Raw genomic sequence first — 16,274 nt, 5'->3', positions numbered from 1 at the left:
GATCCCCCGGGGATCGGCGGAATCTCCCGTCCACCCTTGCCGCAGAAGCCCACCAAGGCTATGTGACCGCTCAAACCAATTCGTATTTGCAAGGAGCGCGGCATGGCGCAGGACTATATCGTCAAGGACATCTCTCTGGCCGAGTTCGGCCGCAAGGAGCTGGATATCGCCGAGACCGAAATGCCCGGCCTGATGGCGTTGCGCTCCGAATATGGCGCGAAGAAGCCGCTTTCCGGTGCGCGGATTGTCGGCTCGCTGCACATGACCATCCAGACCGCCGTCCTGATCGAGACGCTAGTCGAGCTTGGCGCCGATGTTCGCTGGGCCTCGTGCAACATCTTCTCCACGCAGGACCACGCCGCCGCCGCGATTGCCGCTGGCGGTGTTCCCGTCTTCGCGGTCAAGGGCCAGTCGCTTGAGGAGCATTGGGACTACCTCGACCGCTCCTTCCAGTTCTCCGAAGGGCCGAACCTGATCCTGGACGATGGCGGCGACGCCACGCTCTACGTTCTGCTTGGCGCACGTGCCGAGGCTGGCGAAGACGTCCTGGGCGTGCCCGGTTCCGAGGAAGAAGAGGTCATCTTCAACCAGATCCGCAAGCGGATGGCTGCAAGCCCCGGCTGGTTCACCAAGATGCGCGACCAGATCAAGGGTGTTTCCGAAGAAACCACCACCGGCGTTCACCGTCTCTATGACCTGCACAAGAAGGGCCAACTGCCCTTCCCGGCGATCAACGTGAACGACTCCGTCACCAAGTCGAAATTCGACAACAAGTATGGCTGCAAGGAATCGCTTGTCGACGGCATCCGCCGTGCAACCGATACGATGATGGCCGGAAAAACCGCCGTCGTCTGCGGTTATGGCGATGTGGGCAAGGGTTCGTCCGCTTCGCTGCGCGGCGCCGGCGCCCGGGTGAAGGTGACCGAGATCGACCCGATCTGTGCGCTACAGGCGGCGATGGATGGTTTCGAAGTGGTCCGGCTCGAAGATGCGGTTTCCACCGCCGATATCTTCATCACCACCACCGGCAACAAGGATGTCATTCGCCTCGAGCATATGCGCGAGATGAAGGACATGGCGATCGTCGGCAATATCGGCCATTTCGACAACGAGATTCAGGTGGCTTCGCTGAAGAACCTGAAATGGACCAACATCAAGGACCAGGTGGACATGATCGAGATGCCGAATGGCAATCGCATGATCCTGCTCTCCGAAGGCCGTTTGCTGAACCTCGGCAACGCCACCGGCCACCCGTCCTTTGTCATGTCCGCTTCATTCACAAACCAGGTGCTGGCGCAGATGGAGCTGTGGCAGAACGCCGAGAGCTATGGCAACGAGGTCATCATCCTGCCGAAGCATCTCGACGAAAAGGTCGCCCGCCTGCATCTGGACCGGATCGGTGTTCGCCTGTCCGAGCTCAGCCCTGACCAGGCGGATTATATCGGCGTGACCGTCGAAGGGCCGTTCAAGCCGGAACATTACCGCTACTGACGGATCCGCTTCCATGGTTTCAAACGCCCCGCCTTCGAGCGGGGCGTTTTGTTTTTAAGATGCTGGTTCCCGTCATACCGTTGCAGAACCGCTCGGGCTTGCCGCGGATTTGGACTTGTTTCGTGAGGTCGGACGATTAACGTGCTGGGAAGGCGGAAAACCGTCTGTCCATTATTGTAAAATGTCACGACCGGGAGGAAGGCCATGAGCAAACGCGACGAGTTGATCGCCAAATACGCGGATGATCTGAAAAACAAATGCGGAATGGAGCCCGATATGGACCTCCTGACCAAGGTGACCATCGGCTGCGGCCCGTCAATCTACAACGCAGATTCCTCGACCGTGGCTTCCAGCCAGGAAAGCGAGCTGGAAACGGTCAAGAACAATTTCCTCATCAAGAAGCTTGGCCTCGCCGATGGACCCGACCTTGGCGCGGGTATCGCAAAAGCGATCGAAACCTACGGCTCGGGCGAGCGCAACAAGTATCGCGCCGTGTTCTATTACCTGCTGGTCAAGCATTTCGGCAAGGAATCCGTCTACGGCTGAAGCAAGATGCATTGTCGCGAAATTTGAGAAAAATGCGCGATACTAGATGTTTGCAAGGAATCATCCCGTCGGGTAGCTATGTCTTGCGGGTCAAGGATGACCCCGGACATACATTCCGAGCGTGTGGTGCAACTGAGGCACGTGGGGTAATGGAGGGTTCCGGGGTGGGGCCCTCCATTTTCATTTTCAGGTCCGAAAACTCGCGTTCCGACGGCCCCAATCGGGCAGTTGCAAGCATGGTCGAATGCAGATCCGGCGAATGAAAGTGATGCCCTCTGGGCGGTTCGTTTGAAAGGCGGGCCAAACAATTGGTTTCGGGCCGTGTTTCCTCACCCGGATATTGTCTTGCCGAAATCCGTACAGCAATCAGTCCTGGCTGAGAAAGGCGACGATCTTTTCGACGCTGTCGAAGTTTTCCAGAACGACTTCGGATTGCGCAATCGTCTTGCCCGTCTCCTCTTCGAGGAACTCGATCAGGCCGGCCATGGCGAAGCTGTCGATCAACCCATCGGAAAACAGGGCGGTCTGGGCATCGAGCGCGACATCTTCATCGTCGATCTCGTCCCGCAGAAATTCGAGGATCTTCTCAGCCAGTTGAGCTGTATCGGCCATTGTCTTCCTTTCCGACGATACGCAACGGGCAGGAAGGCGAAGATTGCACGGCCTGCCATCGGTCTGTAGGCTGTTTGCAGTGCTTTTTTCCAGCGGTCAATGGACACAACTTGCAGACGCGCAGCCTCCTGTCCCACCTCGAGACGATTGTCGAGGAAACTCCCAACCTGCCAACACCTTGCTACATCTATGATGCGCCCGCGCTGGAGAGGCGCTTGGCGGAGTTGACCGGTCTTTTCGGCGATGAATTCACCATCAGCTATGCCGTGAAGTCCAACCCGAACCCCGAGATCCTGCGCCGTATTGCGGCTGTCACTGGCCATCTGGACGCCTCCTCTTTCTTCGAGGTCGTGCGCGCCATCGAGGCGGGGCTGTCCCCGGAACAGATCAGCTATTCGGGGCCGGGCAAGCGCGACAGCGAGCTGGAGCGGTTCGTGGGATCCGGTGGCGAGCTTGTTGTGGAGGCGCTGGACGAAATCGAGAGCGTCGCGGCCATTGCAGCGGGAAAGGGCATGCGGCAGCGGATCCTGCTGCGCATTAACCCCGATTCCATCCCCAAGGGCTTCGGCGCCTCCATGTCGAAAAAGCCCAGCCAGTTCGGTGTGGACGAGGGGCAGGCGGCGCAGGTGATTGCCCGTATCCAGTCCCTGCCCAGCCTCGATCTGGCCGGCTTTCACATCTATGCGGGCTCCAACTGCGTTCAGGCCGAAGCGATCATCGAGAACATCACCAACATGGCGCGGCTCTTCGCCGAGGCCGCGTCGGTCAGCGGTGCGCCGGTTCGCAAGCTGATCTTCGGTGCCGGTTTTGGCCTTCCCTATCACGACGGGCAGGAAGCGCTGGATGTCGTGGCGGTCCGCGCCGGGCTCGCGCCAGCACTGGCGGAAATCGCTTCCAATCCTTTGCTGGCCGATGCGCAGAAGGTGCTCGAGATTGGCCGTTGGGTTGTCGGACCCTGCGGTGCTTTGATCACGTCTTGCCTGAGCCGCAAGGAAAGCCGCGGACTTCAGGTCGCCGTCTGCGATGCGGGTTTCAACACCCATCTGGCGGCTTGCGGCATGATGGGGTCCGTCTTTCAGAAGAACTGGCCCATCCACCGGCTCGGCCCGTCGGAGGGCGAGGCGGAGGAATACCTGCTGGCCGGCCCGCTCTGCACCTCCATCGACACATTGGCCCGCCGCATTACCCTGCCGCCGCTACACAAGGGCGACCGCATCGCGGTGCTGATGTCCGGCGCCTACGGGCTGACGGCCAGTCCGGACGGATTCATCAGCCATCCGGCGGCGTGGGAATATTTGTGGACCGGCGAGACATTGCAGGACATCACCACGACTCGCCGCGCCACCGCCGATGCCATATTGCCGGGAAGGGAGTGAGCCGATGCAGGCCACGCCACTTGCCGTCTTTGAGCAGATCGCCGCGTGCTATCCCGAACGGGAGGCGATCCATGTCGCGGGTCATTCCGAGAGTTTCGATACGCTTTCCCGACGTGCCGCCGCCATGGCGCGCATGTTCTCCGCCGAAGGGGTGGAGCCCGGTCGCCATGTGCTGATCTCCGCGCCGAATTCGGTCGCGGTTGCGGCCGCCGTCCCCGCGATCTGGTCGCTTGGCGCCATTCCGGCCTTTCTGTCGCCCAATGTGCTGGCCGAACGGCGCGCCGAGGTGATCGCGCGGCTCGATCCGGGTTTGATCCTGACGGAGGATGTTTTGGAATCGGCCCCGGCGCCGGGTGAAACCATATTGAACGGCGCCGCCAAGGCGTCGGAAATCGGTTCCGTCGTCTTCACCTCCGGCTCGACCGGCGTGCCGAAAGGTGTCGAGCAGAAAGCCACGACCCTGCTCGACGGCGCGCGCCGAGTGGCAGCTTACCAAGGCTATGCCGAAGAAGAACGTATTCTCTGTCCGGTGCCTTGGTCGCATGACTATGGCTGGGGGCAGTTGCTGAGTTGCCTGACCCTTGGAAAGACGTTGGTTCTGCCGGAAACCCAGAGCGCCGCCGCCGTCTGTGAGGCCATCGGCAGTGCCCGGCCGACGCTGGTAGCCGGGGTGCCCTCTTTCTTTGCCAACCTGCTGTTTGGCGTCTCCGACATCGCGCGCACGGATATCGGCTCCATTCGCCGGCTGACCTCTACCGGCTCCCGGTTCTCTCCGGAGCTTCTGGAAGCGGTGGGCGAAACCTTCCCCAAGGCGACGGCCTGGCTCAATTACGGGCTGACCGAGACATTCCGGACCGCCTGCCTGACGCCAGCCCTGCAAGCCGAAGCTCCCGAGAGCATTGGCCGGGCCATTCCGTCGGTCACGGTCGCCGCCTGCGCCCCCGATGGCCGCCTGCTCGCCCCGGAAGAGGAGGGCGAGCTTGTGCATTTCGGGCCGGGCATGTTCCATGGCTATTTCGCAGACGCCGAGCGCAGCACGTCCGCACGCCGGCGGGCAGGGGAGAACGGCCATGCGCTGCCCGAGGACGCGATGGGCGTGGCGACCGGCGATCTGGGCGTGATCGACGGGGCAGGGCGCATACACCTGACGGGCCGAATGGACCGACAGATCAAGTCGCTCGATGTCGGCATCAATCTCGACGAGGTGGAAAAGGCGCTGCGCGGCTCCGGCCTGTTGACAAATGTTGCCGTGATTTCGGAACCTCATCGCCTTCTTGGTAACAAGATCATTGCCCATTGCGTGGTAAAACCCGGCACGGAGCCGCGCGACGTGAAGCGATTTGCCAAGCGGGAGATGACGAAATACCTGCAGCCGCGGGAATTCGTGATCACCGAGGCATTGCCGACCACCGCCGCCGGGAAAATCGATTACCGCGCCCTGGGCAGGAAGACCGGCTAGAGGATCCGGCGGGGCAAGCAGGAGAGACGCATGCAGAAACTCGATGTCGAGACGGTCCACCGTATCACCTCGCGCAACAAGCTTCGCCAATACGCCTCGCCCAAGAAGGGCCGCGCCCGCATTCTGCCGTTTGCCCAGCCGCGCATGCGGGCGGGAGCGGAGATCGCGCCGGAGGCCAGTTTCTTCGTCGGCGGCTCCTGTTTTGCGCGCAACATTGAGCGCGCGTTGGCTTTTGGCGGTCTTCCGGTGTTGTCGAGTTCCGAAGATACCCCCATGCCCTCGCCGCCCGGCCAGATCGCCAAGTGGTTCAACAAGTTCAACACCGACACGCTGTTGAACGAGATGCGCTGGGCGGTACAGCCGGAGGCGGATTTCGGCGTGCCGAGCCTGGTGGAGTTCGAGGGCGAATATAGCGACCTGCAAATCGGCTGGTCCTTTGCGCACAAGCAGGAGCAGGCGGAGTTCCTGCGCCGGGCCTATTGCGGTGCCTATTCGGGGGCCAACGAGGCAGATGTTGTGATCATCACGCTGGGCAGTATCGAATGCTGGTATGATTGCGAACAGCAGATCTACCTGAATGGCATGGTTCCGAAACGGGTCAGCGAACAGATGCCGGGCCGGTTCGAATTCCACTGCTTCGATTTCGAAGATGCCTATGCCTCCCTTCAGCGTGTCTATGATCACGTCATGGCGCGGCCGGGCAAGAAGCCGGTGCTTGTGTTTGCCGTCTCTGCGGTGGCGCAGCCGGCGACCTATGGTGCCGAGGATGCGCTTGTTTCCAACATGGCGAGCCAAGCAATCCAGCGCGCAGCGGCAGAGCAATTCGTCCGCGAACACGAGGATTGCTGGTATTTTCCGGCCTATGAATACTGCCTGCTGAGCGACCGGCGGTACTCCTATCACGAGAACACCTTCAATCACGTCCAGCAACCGGTGATGGATCGGGCCGTTGCCAATATGCTGGAGGCGATGCAGGGGCCGAGCGAGGTGCAGAGCATCATTGCCGCGCGTGGGCTCGTGGCCGATCACAACTCGGCGGGCGATCCGGACAAGGCGCTCGCGGCGGTGGAGAAGCATGACGAGACCTATGGCGACAGCGCCGGGCTCGACGTGGTGCGCGCCCAGACATTCGCGGCCCATGACCGGCACGAAGCGGCGCTGCCCTATTATATGCGCGCGGCGCGGTCGGAGAAATTCGGCACTTATTCGCTCTGGTCGACGGCGGTCAGCGCGGCATTGCGGTGCAAGCGCCCTGAACTGGCAGCCGAGATCGTTGCGATTGCCGAGGAACGCGGAAACGATCCCGAGCGGCTCGCGGTGCTGAAGGAACGTGCTGCCACTGCCGCGCCCGCCATCGCCGCCGCGCCGGAGCCCTCCGCGCCGCAGCTTCCGCGTGACGAATTGATCCGCATCCACGACACCTACAAGGAGCTGCTCGGGAGCGATCCGCAGCGCGTGGTGAACGAGCTTGGGGAGATGCTGGAGACGGGCAAGCTGGCGGATGATCGTTTCGTCTGGCTCTATGCCCGCGCGCTGACCAAGACGGATGCGCCGCAGGCAATCGCTTTTCTGAGAGAGCTATGCGCCGGGGAATTCAAATACATGGCCTCGGCCGAGAACACCCTCAACAACCTCGTCGCCCGGGAACAGAGACTGGGCAGGGCGGTGTGATGCCATGACGGGTGAGTTGCTCAGCTTCGCTTCCGTTGCCCCTTTCGAGAGCCTGCCCGTTGGCTCTCCGGATTGGCGACGCGCGGTTGTTCAACTTGGCCCCGAGGCCGCCGTCACGCGTGCCCTTTCGCAGCGGATCCTGCGGGACGGCCAACCCATCGCGTCGCTGCAAGCGGGCGCGGAAGGGGACAGGGTCCGGGCAGGGGTCGACTCGGAGCGGGGGCCGCTTTCCGAAGAGACATTCGCCAAATGGATCGACGTAGTCTTTCTCAACACGACAGCGCGAGAGATCGAGATAGACCAAGCGGGAACAGACCCGCTGGTTATGTCGCGCGATGGCTGGTCGCGCGGGCGCGATATCCGGATCGAGACAGGGCGGGCGGTCCTGCGGCCCTTTACCGAGGACGATGCGCCGGCGTTTCGCGAGATTGCCGGCGATCTGGAAGTGGCGCGGATGATGATCAATATCGCGCATCCGCTCTCGGAGAAAGCCGCCGCCCGCTGGATGCGTCAGCGCCGCTTTCGTGGCCGGCCGGGTTTTTTCCTTGGGATCTATGTCGAGGGGCATCTTGCCGGGTCCGTCGGCTTCGGGGCCTTCTCCAATGCGCTGGCCTATTTCTTGGCGCGGCCGCAGTGGGGCAAGGGGCTCGCGGGAGAGATCGTCCCCGCCTTCGTTGCCAATGTTATCCCGCGTTTCGCACTGCCTTCGATGTTCGCGGGCGTTTTTACGGACAACCCGGCCTCCAGCCGCATCCTCGAACGGATCGGTTTCCGCGAAGTGACGCGGAGCGATTTCCAGTCCCCCGCACGGGAAACGGCGGAGCGGATCATCGAGATGGAACTGACACCGGAACAGGCGCCGGAGTATTTCGCCGCAATCCAGCTGGGTACGACCTAACCTTTCGCGTCGAAAACCTTCGCTCCGTCGACCCATGTCTGCAACACGCGACCTTGCATTCGCTGGCCGTCGAAGGGCGTGTTCTTGGATTTCGACAACATCTCGAAGCGGTTCAGAACGAAAGGCGCATCCGGGTCGAAGATCACGAGATCAGCCGGCGCGCCCGCGCTCAGCCGCCCGCCGGGCAGGCCAAGACGTTTGGCCGGGTTGAAAGCCATCGCCCGGAAGAGCTGTGGCAGGCTCAGCATCTCAGCGTGATAGAGCTGCATCGCAGCCGGCAGGAGGGTTTCCAGACCGACCGCGCCCGAGGCCGCTTCCTCGAAGGGAAGGCGCTTGCTTTCCTCGTCCTGCGGCGTGTGGAAAGACGAGATCGTGTCGATCAGGCCGGAGGCCACGGCCTCGACCACGGCCAGCCGGTCGTTTTCGGAGCGCAGTGGTGGCTTGATCTTGAAGAAGGTACGGAAATCGCCGACGTCCAGCAGGTTCAGCGTCAGGTGGTGGATCGAGGTGCCCGCCGTCACGTCGAAGCCGTTCTTCTTGGCGCGTTCCAGCGCGGGTAGGGCGCGCCGCGTGGTGATCTGGTCTGCGTGGTATTTCACGCCCGTCATCTCCACCAGCGCGATGTCCCGGTCCAGCCCCATCCGCTCCGCCATGGGTGAAACGGCGGGAAGCCCCTTGAGCGCGGCGAACTTGCCGGAGGTGACGGAGGCGCCGTTGGACAGGCCCGGCTCCTGCGGGTGCGCAATCACAAGCGCGTCCAGCGAGCGGGCATAGGTGAAGGCGCGGCTGAGAACCTTGGTGTTCGTGGTCACCGTGTCGCCATCGGAGAAGGCAACCGCGCCGGCATCAAGCAGGAAGCCGATCTCGACCATCTCGCGCCCCGCGCGCCCCTTGGTGAGGGCCGCCATCGGCGCGATGCGCACCGGGCTGTCCTCTCCGGCGCGGCGGGTGACGAATTCCAACACTTCCGGCGTGTCAATCGCCGGCACGGTGTCGGCGCGGGTGACCATGGTCGTCACACCGCCAGCCGCCGCCGCCAGGCCCGCGGTGCGGAAGCTCTCCTTGTGGCGCTCGCCCGGTTCGCAGACCTTCACCCCGATATCGACGATCCCCGGCGCGAGGCACTTTCCGCTGCAATCGACCACCACGTCCGAATGCGGCACCGGGCCGGTTCCGGCTTGCGTGATGGTCCCGCCGGAGACCAGCAGCCAACCCGGCGCATCCGTGCCCTGTTCAGGGTCGATCAGGCGGGCGTTCTTGAAGAGGATGGTCATGTGTCGCCTCGTGGAGTTGTTCGGGCAGTTGGGTCCGTCATGACGCGGCCCTGGATATGTGGTTTTCGATCCGCGCGCGCAGGGCAGCCGGGTCGGAGAGGTACTTGATCAGGTGTTTGTCGCCGCTGCGGGTGATCACCTGCACGGAACTGCCGAAGCTGCGCACCTTCGAGATGTCCCGCAGCGCGATCCGCTTGCCCTGCGAGCCCTGGATTTCACCATCGGTCAGGACCCAACTCAACGCCAGCTCCTCGGAGGCGAGGTAGAAGCCGCGTATAGCCATCGCCATAGGCGCCGCGATCAGTCCAACCCACCAATCGGCATTTCCGAGCCACCAAAGGACCAGACAAGTCCCGATGGCACCGACCACGGAGATCACGACGTGGTCGCGGATATAGGTCGCGCGGTTGGCGCGCCATGTTTCGGGCTGGTTGTTCACGCCGCCTCCGCCCGCAGGTTGCGCGCCAGAAGGTCCATCGCGGCCATGCGCACGGCCACGCCCATTTCGACCTGCTCCTGGATCACCGAGCGGTTGATGTCGTCGGCAATGGTGCCGTCGATCTCCACGCCGCGATTCATGGGCCCCGGATGCATGACGATGGCGTCTTCCTTGGCATGGGCGAGCTTCTCGGCATCGAGCCCGTAGCGGTGGTAATACTCCCGCTCGGACGGGATGAATCCGCCATCCATGCGCTCCTTCTGGAGCCGTAGCATCATCACCACGTCGCAGCCTTCCAGCCCCTTGGCCATGTTGTCATAGACCTCGACCCCCCAATCGGCCGCACCCGATGGGATCAGCGTCGGCGGGCCGACGAGGCGCACGCGGTTCTCCATCTTGCCCAGCAGGAGGATATTGGAGCGGGCCACGCGCGAATGGGCGATATCGCCGCAAATCGCGATATTGAGCCGGTGCAGCCGGCCCTTGGAGCGGCGGATCGTCAAGGCGTCGAGCAGAGCTTGGGTCGGGTGTTCGTGGCGGCCGTCACCGGCATTCAGGACGGCGCAATTCACTTTCTGGGCAAGCAGGTCGACCGCGCCGGAATGCGGGTGGCGCACCACCAACAGATCGGGATGCATCGCGTTCAGTGTCAACGCAGTGTCGATCAGCGTCTCGCCCTTCTTGATCGAACTGGCTTGCATCTGCATGTTCATCACGTCCGCCCCAAGCCGCATTCCAGCCAGCTCGAAACTCGCCTGCGTGCGGGTGGAGTTCTCGAAGAACATGTTGATCTGCGTCAGCCCGGTCAGCGCGTCCGCGTGTTTGACCGAGGCGCGGTTCAGCCCGACATACTCGTCCGCCAGATCGAGGATCGTGGTGATCTCGACCGGGTGTAAGGGTTCGATTCCAAGGAGATGCCTGCTTCGAAACGTCATTTCTGCCTCCGACCTGATCCGCTGGACAGCTTATAGCAGAGCGGCGGGGACGGACAACGCGGCGAGATTGACGGCATGGGTGAGGAGGTAAATATTGGCTTGTGACGTTTCCGGGCAATCAGTGACCCGGCGCGGCTTCCTCGAAGCCCGAACAAGGCAAGGACAGAAAATGAGCCATGTATTTCCGCGCCATACCAAGGCGCTCCCCCCGATGGCCGTGGGCGGCGAAGGGTGCTACCTGATCGACGCTTCCGGCAAGCGCTATTTCGACGGCTCTGGCGGCGCGGCCGTTTCCTGCCTCGGTCATGGCGACCCGGAGATCATCGCCGCGATCCAGCAGCAGGTCGGCAAGCTCGCCTTTGCGCATACCGGTTTCTTCACGTCCGAGCCTGCCGAAGGGCTGGCGGATATGCTGGCCAGCAATGCGCCGGGCGACCTCGACCGGGTCTATCTCGTTTCCGGTGGCTCGGAGGCGACCGAGGCGGCGATCAAGCTGGCGCGGCAGTACCATGTCGAACGTGGCGAGCCGCAGCGCCGCCACATCATCGCGCGCAAGCAGTCCTATCATGGCAACACGCTCGGCGCGCTGGCCGCGGGGGGCAATGAATGGCGCCGGGAGCAGTTTGCGCCGCTGCTTGTTAACTTTTCCCATATCTCGCCCTGCTATGAATACATGCTGCGGCGCGCCGACGAGAGCGCTTTCGAGTATGGCCAGCGCGCCGCGCAGGAGCTGGAGGACGAGATCCTGCGGCTGGGCGAGGACAGCGTCATCGCTTTCATGGCCGAGCCGGTTGTTGGCGCCACGGCGGGCGCGGTTCCGGCGGTTGAAGGCTATCTCAAGCGCATCCGCGAGATCTGTGACACATACGGCGTGCTGCTTATCCTCGACGAGGTGATGTGCGGCATGGGCCGGACCGGATACCTGTTCGCCTGCGACTACGACGATGTGGTTCCCGATATCCTGTGTATCGCCAAGGGCCTCGGGGCGGGCTATCAGCCGATCGGCGCCATGCTGTGCACGAAGGCGATTTATGAGACGATCGAGAATGGTTCGGGTTTCTTCCAGCACGGGCACACCTATATCGGCCATCCGGTGGCCGCGGCTGCCGGGCGCGCGGTGTTGACGGCGATCCTTGAGCGTGGCTTGCCCGAGCGGGTTCGGGTTATGGGCGAAAAGCTCGACGCCGCCCTGCGCGAGGAATTCGGACAGCATCCCAATATCGGCGATATCCGTGGGCGCGGCTTTTTCCGTGGGGTGGAGCTGGTCGCGGATCGCGAGAGCAAGGCGGTTCTGGATCCGTCGTTGCGCACGGCTGCGAAGATCAAAAAGGCCGCCTTCGAGGCGGGTCTCGTCTGCTACCCGATGTCGGGCACCCGCGATGGGCGTAATGGCGACCACGTGTTGCTGGCCCCGCCCTTTATCACGACCGAGGAACAGATCGGCGAGATCGTTGAGAAACTCTCGACCGCGATCGGGTCGGTTCTGGAAACGGTCTAAGTGTCGCCTTGTCACCGGACGGAAATGACGAAACTGTCCGCCGTGCAGTGAAACCGACCTGAAAGGAAGTGACTATGGCGATCAACAGGGCGACTCTCCGTCAGTTTCTCCTTCAGGAATACAGGACACACGGGGTGGAAAAGGACCTCGTGTTCCTGCTTGAGGATATCGCGACCGCCTGCCGGGAGATCTCGACCCTGATCCGGAACGGATCCTTCCTTGAGACGCTTGGTACGGCCGGTTCGACCAACGTTCAGGGCGAGGCGCAGAAGAAACTCGACGTGATCGCCAATGAGCAATTCGAGAGCCATATTCGCAATTGTAGCCGAGTTGCCGCATTGGTTTCGGAAGAGGTGGACGAGGTGACCTGGCTGAAAGACACGGCCAAGGCGGGCGATTACATCGTCTATTTCGATCCGCTCGATGGCTCTTCCAACCTGGACGTGAACCTGTCTGTCGGCTCGATCTTCTCCATAATGCAATTGCCCGAAGACGCGGTTGCGGGCGATGTGAAGACCGTGTTGCGGGACGGCAGCTATCAGATCTGCTCCGGCTATTCGATCTTCGGCCCCGCAACCACGCTGGTGCTGACGCTCGGCCACGGCGTGCATGAATTCACCAACCACCTCGCGACGGGCGAGTTCCGGATCGTTTCCCGCAACATGACCATCCCGGAAGATTGCAATGAATTCGCGATCAACGCGTCGCGCTTTGCCGATTGGGATGCGCCGGTCCGGAGCTATATCGAGGATTGCATTGCCGGTCAAAATGGACCGCGGGGCAAGTCCTTCAACATGCGTTGGACAGCATCGATGGTGGTGGACATTCACCGGATCCTGACGCGCGGCGGTGTCTTCCTTTACCCCGAAGACAGTCGGAATCGCGCCGAGGGCGGGAAGCTGCGCCTAATGTACGAGGCCAACCCGATCGCTTTCCTCGTGGAACAAGCGGGAGGCCTTGCCTCGACCGGAAAGTCGAGAATTCTCGACATACAGCCGGAATCGCCGCATCAGCGCGCGTCTGTCATTCTTGGATCCCGTAACGAAGTGCTCCGGATCGAAGAGCATTATCGCAAGGACGGCTGACCCGGATCGCGCCGCGGCTACGCTGGCAGGGGGCGTTGCCCCCTCGCGCTCTTGCGAGCGCTCCCCCCGGGATATTTCAGGACAGATGATGGGAAATGGGTCTCCAAGGTCATCTGTCGGGAATTCTCCCGGGCGTGTGGAGCAATGCTTGCAACGTTCGTAGTAGAATGCGCTCAGGGAAAAAAGACCGCCAACCGGTGATGCGGCTGGCGGTCAGGCCCGGTGCAGGGAGAACGACGCCCTGAAAATACAGGATGGGCTGTCGGGTATCGGCCCAGTCCTTGGCGAATTGCGCCAGGCCTTTGTCGGTAAGAACGAATTTGGCGGGCGGCCCGAAGGCCGCCGACAATCTTAGCGCCCTACATCAAAGCAGCGCCTTGGCGCGCGCAACGATGGCATCGCAAGTGATGCCATATTCCTCGTAGAGCCTTTCCGCGGGAGCGGAGGCGCCGAAACCGGTCATGCCGATAACGTCTTCTTCGCTGGCGACGTAGCGGGTCCAGCCGAATTTCGAGGCGGCTTCGATGGCGATGCGCGGAGCGGTTCCGAGCACTTGCGCCCGGTATTCCGCCGGTTGAGCATCGAACAGGTCCCAGGAGGGCATGGAGACGACCGCCGCCTTGATCCCGTCGGCAGCGAGCGCTTCGGCGGCTTCGACCGCGAGGGCGACCTCGGTGCCGGTGGCGATCAGCGTCACGTCGCGATCATCGCCGCCGCGCAGGATATAGGCGCCTTTGGCGGTGAGGTTTTCCTCGCCTGCTTCCAGACGAAGCTGAGGCACGGCCTGCCGCGAGAGCGCCATGAGCGAGGGCCGCTTGCGATTACGCACGGCGATATCCCAGCATTCGAGCGTTTCCACCGCATCGGCGGGCCGGAACACCGTCAGGCCGGGCATGGCGCGCAGGCTGGCCATGTGTTCGACCGGCTGGTGCGTTGGGCCGTCTTCGCCGAGGCCGATGCTGTCATGGGTCATCACGTAGATCGTGCCGATGCCCATCAGCGCGGAGAGCCGGATGGCGTTGCGCGCATAGTCCGAGAAGACCAGGAAGGTGCCGCCATAGGGGATGACGCCGCCATGCAGGCACATTCCGGTCATCGCTGCCGCCATGCCGAATTCGCGCACGCCGTAGCCGACATAGCGGCCGGGCTTCTCGCGGGTGAACTGGCTGTCGGTCGCCTTGGTGCGGGTGAGGTTGGAACCGGTGAGGTCCGCCGAGCCGCCGACCATCTCCGGCACGGCTTCGGTCAGAGCTTCCAGCGCGATCTGGCTTGCCTTGCGGGTAGCGACCTTTTGCGGTGCTTCGAATAGTGCGGCGCGGGCCTTGGCAACCGCCGCGTCGTAGCCTTCGGGTAGGGCGCCGCTTGTGAGGCGGTTGAATTCGGCTTGTTCGGGCGCTTCCCTGGCGTCCAGCCGGGATTGCCAGGCAGCGCGCTCGGCGGCGGCGCGCTGACCGATTTGCAACCATTGCTCCGCAAGTTCGGACGGGATTTCGAAAGCGCCGGGTGCGCAGCCAAGCGCCTTTTTCGTGGCGGCGGCTTCTTCGGCGCCGAGTGGGGAACCATGGCTGCCCGCGGTGCCGGCCTTGGTCGGAGCACCGTAGCCGATCACCGTTTTCATCGCGATCAGCACCGGGGCGTCGTCGCTGCTGCGCGCTTCCGCGAGAGCCGCGTCCAGCGCTGCGGCGTCGTGGCCGTCACAGGAGAGCACCTTCCAGCCGCAGGCCTTGAACCGGGCGGGGATATCCTCGGAGAAGGAGACGGAGGTCGGTCCGTCGATGGTGATGGAATTGTCGTCATAGAGAACAACAAGCTTGCCGAGTCCGAGATGACCGGCGAGGCTGATCGCCTCCTGTCCAATCCCTTCCTCCAGACAGCCGTCGCCAAGAAAGACATAGGTGCGGTGATCGACAAGATCCGCGCCGAAACGGTCGGCCATCAGCCGTTCGGCCATCGCCATGCCGACAGCGCCGGCGATGCCCTGACCCAATGGGCCGGTTGTGGTCTCGATACCGGCGGCGTGGCCACATTCCGGGTGGCCAGCGGTCTTGGCGCCCCACTGGCGGAAATTGCGCAGCTCGTCGAGGGTCATGCCCTCGTAACCATTCAGGTGCAGCAGGCTGTAGAGCATCGCCGAGGCATGGCCATTCGAGAGCACCACGCGGTCGCGATCCGGCCAATTGGGGGCGGAGGCGTCGAATTTCAGGTGCCGGGCGAAGAGAGCCGTGGCGGCGTCGGCCATGCCGAGCGGGGCGCCGGGGTGGCCGGAATTCGCGGCTTCAACCATGTCGATGGAAAGCGCGCGGATGCAGTTGGCAAGCTCCCTGTTACGGGTCGGGTCGATGGCGGCGCCGGTGGCGGGCGAATCCTTTGGCATGTCATTCACTCCTTTGTCACACGGCTACGCTTAAAGTCACAAAAATGCAAATCAAAATCCCATGATGAATGTTATAATTGTTGAATTCGACGCGCTGCATGTTACAGTTGCGCCATCTCCAGGCCTTGGAGCCCAGGAAGAAAGGAAAAGAAATGAAACTAGCAGTGGCTGGCGACTCTGCCGGAAAAGGCATGGCGCATGACCTCGCCGTATATCTGGCGGACCGCTACGATGTGACCGAAGCCTCGGAAACCCCCGAGGGCGCAGAGAAGTTCTATGCCGACATGGCGGATCGCGTGGCGAGCGGCGTTGCCGATGGCACGTTCGACAAGGCGATCCTTGTTTGCGGCACGGGTATTGGCGTTTGCATTTCGGCGAACAAGGTGCCCGGAATCCGTGCCGCGCATCTGCATGATTGCTATTCGGCCGAGCGTGCGGCGCTGTCCAACAATGCCCAGGTCGTCACGCTGGGTGCCCGTTGCATCGGTCTGGAGCTAGCCAAGAAGATCGTCGACACGTTCCTGGTGGAGACTTTTGACGAAGCCGGCCGGTCTGCTGGCAATGTCGACGCGATCAACAAGCTCGACGTGAAATACGGCAAGGCCTGATCCGGACC

At 62.6% G+C, this 16,274-nt stretch carries 14 protein-coding genes; 9 read left to right on the top strand and 5 right to left on the bottom strand.

Features of this window, described 5'->3' with window-relative positions:
- Positions 1-102: 102 nt before the first annotated feature.
- Positions 103-1,491 (top strand): adenosylhomocysteinase, encoded by a 1,389-nt coding sequence (ahcY, locus tag AX756_RS01740; RefSeq protein WP_068307783.1) that lies wholly within the window; start codon positions 103-105, stop codon positions 1,489-1,491.
- Between the two features lie 204 nt (positions 1,492-1,695).
- The gene (locus AX756_RS01735; RefSeq protein WP_068307782.1) at positions 1,696-2,037 is read left to right on the top strand and encodes a DUF2853 family protein; all 342 of its coding nucleotides are present in this window, start codon (positions 1,696-1,698) and stop codon (positions 2,035-2,037) included.
- A gap of 366 nt (positions 2,038-2,403) precedes the next feature.
- On the opposite strand, the gene AX756_RS01730 is transcribed toward AX756_RS01735, so the two are convergent.
- A complete protein-coding gene (locus tag AX756_RS01730) occupies positions 2,404-2,649 on the bottom strand; it encodes an acyl carrier protein (protein WP_068307781.1) in 246 nt (81 codons plus the stop codon).
- 110 nt (positions 2,650-2,759) lie between these two features.
- On the opposite strand from AX756_RS01730, the gene AX756_RS01725 reads away from it, so the two are divergent.
- From AX756_RS01725 to AX756_RS01710, 4 genes are read left to right on the top strand one after another with little or no spacing between them, the layout of a single operon-like run.
- Positions 2,760-4,025, top strand: coding sequence for a type III PLP-dependent enzyme domain-containing protein (locus AX756_RS01725; protein ID WP_068307779.1), 1,266 nt, complete (start codon positions 2,760-2,762; stop codon positions 4,023-4,025).
- Between the two features lie 4 nt (positions 4,026-4,029).
- On the top strand, positions 4,030-5,484 hold the full coding sequence (locus AX756_RS01720; RefSeq protein WP_068307777.1) for a class I adenylate-forming enzyme family protein: 1,455 nt from the start codon (positions 4,030-4,032) through the stop codon (positions 5,482-5,484).
- A gap of 30 nt (positions 5,485-5,514) precedes the next feature.
- Complete coding sequence (locus AX756_RS01715) at positions 5,515-7,155, top strand: GSCFA domain-containing protein (RefSeq protein WP_068307776.1); 1,641 nt, start codon at positions 5,515-5,517, stop codon at positions 7,153-7,155.
- A 4-nt stretch (positions 7,156-7,159) separates the two neighbouring features.
- On the top strand, positions 7,160-8,053 hold the full coding sequence (locus AX756_RS01710; RefSeq protein WP_068307773.1) for a GNAT family N-acetyltransferase: 894 nt from the start codon (positions 7,160-7,162) through the stop codon (positions 8,051-8,053).
- On the opposite strand, the gene pyrC is transcribed toward AX756_RS01710, so the two are convergent.
- From pyrC to AX756_RS01695, 3 genes are read right to left on the bottom strand one after another with little or no spacing between them, the layout of a single operon-like run.
- Positions 8,050-9,327 carry a dihydroorotase gene (gene pyrC, locus AX756_RS01705; protein WP_068307771.1) on the bottom strand — a complete coding sequence of 426 codons (1,278 nt, stop codon included), beginning with the start codon at positions 9,325-9,327 and terminating at the stop codon, positions 8,050-8,052. The two genes, AX756_RS01710 and pyrC, sit on opposite strands and share 4 nt — an antisense overlap.
- A gap of 37 nt (positions 9,328-9,364) precedes the next feature.
- Entirely contained in the window at positions 9,365-9,766 is a 402-nt protein-coding gene (locus AX756_RS01700; RefSeq protein WP_068307770.1) for a hypothetical protein, read from the bottom strand.
- Complete coding sequence (locus AX756_RS01695) at positions 9,763-10,701, bottom strand: aspartate carbamoyltransferase catalytic subunit (protein WP_068307768.1); 939 nt, start codon at positions 10,699-10,701, stop codon at positions 9,763-9,765. The genes AX756_RS01700 and AX756_RS01695 overlap by 4 nt, the downstream gene beginning before the upstream one ends.
- A gap of 169 nt (positions 10,702-10,870) precedes the next feature.
- On the opposite strand from AX756_RS01695, the gene AX756_RS01690 reads away from it, so the two are divergent.
- Together AX756_RS01690 and AX756_RS01685 are read left to right on the top strand one after the other, a co-directional pair.
- Complete coding sequence (locus tag AX756_RS01690) at positions 10,871-12,199, top strand: aspartate aminotransferase family protein (protein WP_068307766.1); 1,329 nt, start codon at positions 10,871-10,873, stop codon at positions 12,197-12,199.
- A 74-nt stretch (positions 12,200-12,273) separates the two neighbouring features.
- Positions 12,274-13,284, top strand: a complete 1,011-nt coding sequence (locus AX756_RS01685) for a class 1 fructose-bisphosphatase (protein ID WP_068307764.1) — start codon at positions 12,274-12,276, stop codon at positions 13,282-13,284.
- Between the two features lie 364 nt (positions 13,285-13,648).
- On the opposite strand, the gene tkt is transcribed toward AX756_RS01685, so the two are convergent.
- The gene (tkt, locus tag AX756_RS01680) at positions 13,649-15,658 is read right to left on the bottom strand and encodes a transketolase (RefSeq protein WP_068307762.1); all 2,010 of its coding nucleotides are present in this window, start codon (positions 15,656-15,658) and stop codon (positions 13,649-13,651) included.
- A gap of 152 nt (positions 15,659-15,810) precedes the next feature.
- On the opposite strand from tkt, the gene AX756_RS01675 reads away from it, so the two are divergent.
- Entirely contained in the window at positions 15,811-16,266 is a 456-nt protein-coding gene (locus tag AX756_RS01675) for an RpiB/LacA/LacB family sugar-phosphate isomerase (RefSeq protein ID WP_068307759.1), read from the top strand.
- Positions 16,267-16,274: the final 8 nt, after the last annotated feature.

It is taken from the genome of Aliiruegeria sabulilitoris, assembly GCF_001558155.1.
Lineage (GTDB): Bacteria > Pseudomonadota > Alphaproteobacteria > Rhodobacterales > Rhodobacteraceae > Tropicimonas > Tropicimonas sabulilitoris.
The sequence above is the reverse complement of the archived record's forward strand: the minus strand, read 5'-3'. Positions and strand labels throughout refer to the sequence as shown.

Excerpts from the sequence above, each read along its gene's own strand:
- ahcY (WP_068307783.1), top strand. The coding sequence starts at position 103 with ATGGCGCAGGACTATATCGTCAAGGACATCTCTCTGGCCGAGTTCGGC.
- AX756_RS01735 (WP_068307782.1), top strand. The coding sequence starts at position 1,696 with ATGAGCAAACGCGACGAGTTGATCGCCAAATACGCGGATGATCTGAAA.
- AX756_RS01730 (WP_068307781.1), bottom strand. The coding sequence starts at position 2,649 with ATGGCCGATACAGCTCAACTGGCTGAGAAGATCCTCGAATTTCTGCGG.
- AX756_RS01720 (WP_068307777.1), top strand. The coding sequence starts at position 4,030 with ATGCAGGCCACGCCACTTGCCGTCTTTGAGCAGATCGCCGCGTGCTAT.
- AX756_RS01715 (WP_068307776.1), top strand. The coding sequence starts at position 5,515 with ATGCAGAAACTCGATGTCGAGACGGTCCACCGTATCACCTCGCGCAAC.
- AX756_RS01710 (WP_068307773.1), top strand. The coding sequence starts at position 7,160 with ATGACGGGTGAGTTGCTCAGCTTCGCTTCCGTTGCCCCTTTCGAGAGC.
- pyrC (WP_068307771.1), bottom strand. The coding sequence starts at position 9,327 with ATGACCATCCTCTTCAAGAACGCCCGCCTGATCGACCCTGAACAGGGC.
- AX756_RS01695 (WP_068307768.1), bottom strand. The coding sequence starts at position 10,701 with ATGACGTTTCGAAGCAGGCATCTCCTTGGAATCGAACCCTTACACCCG.
- AX756_RS01690 (WP_068307766.1), top strand. The coding sequence starts at position 10,871 with ATGAGCCATGTATTTCCGCGCCATACCAAGGCGCTCCCCCCGATGGCC.
- AX756_RS01685 (WP_068307764.1), top strand. The coding sequence starts at position 12,274 with ATGGCGATCAACAGGGCGACTCTCCGTCAGTTTCTCCTTCAGGAATAC.
- tkt (WP_068307762.1), bottom strand. The coding sequence starts at position 15,658 with ATGCCAAAGGATTCGCCCGCCACCGGCGCCGCCATCGACCCGACCCGT.
- AX756_RS01675 (WP_068307759.1), top strand. The coding sequence starts at position 15,811 with ATGAAACTAGCAGTGGCTGGCGACTCTGCCGGAAAAGGCATGGCGCAT.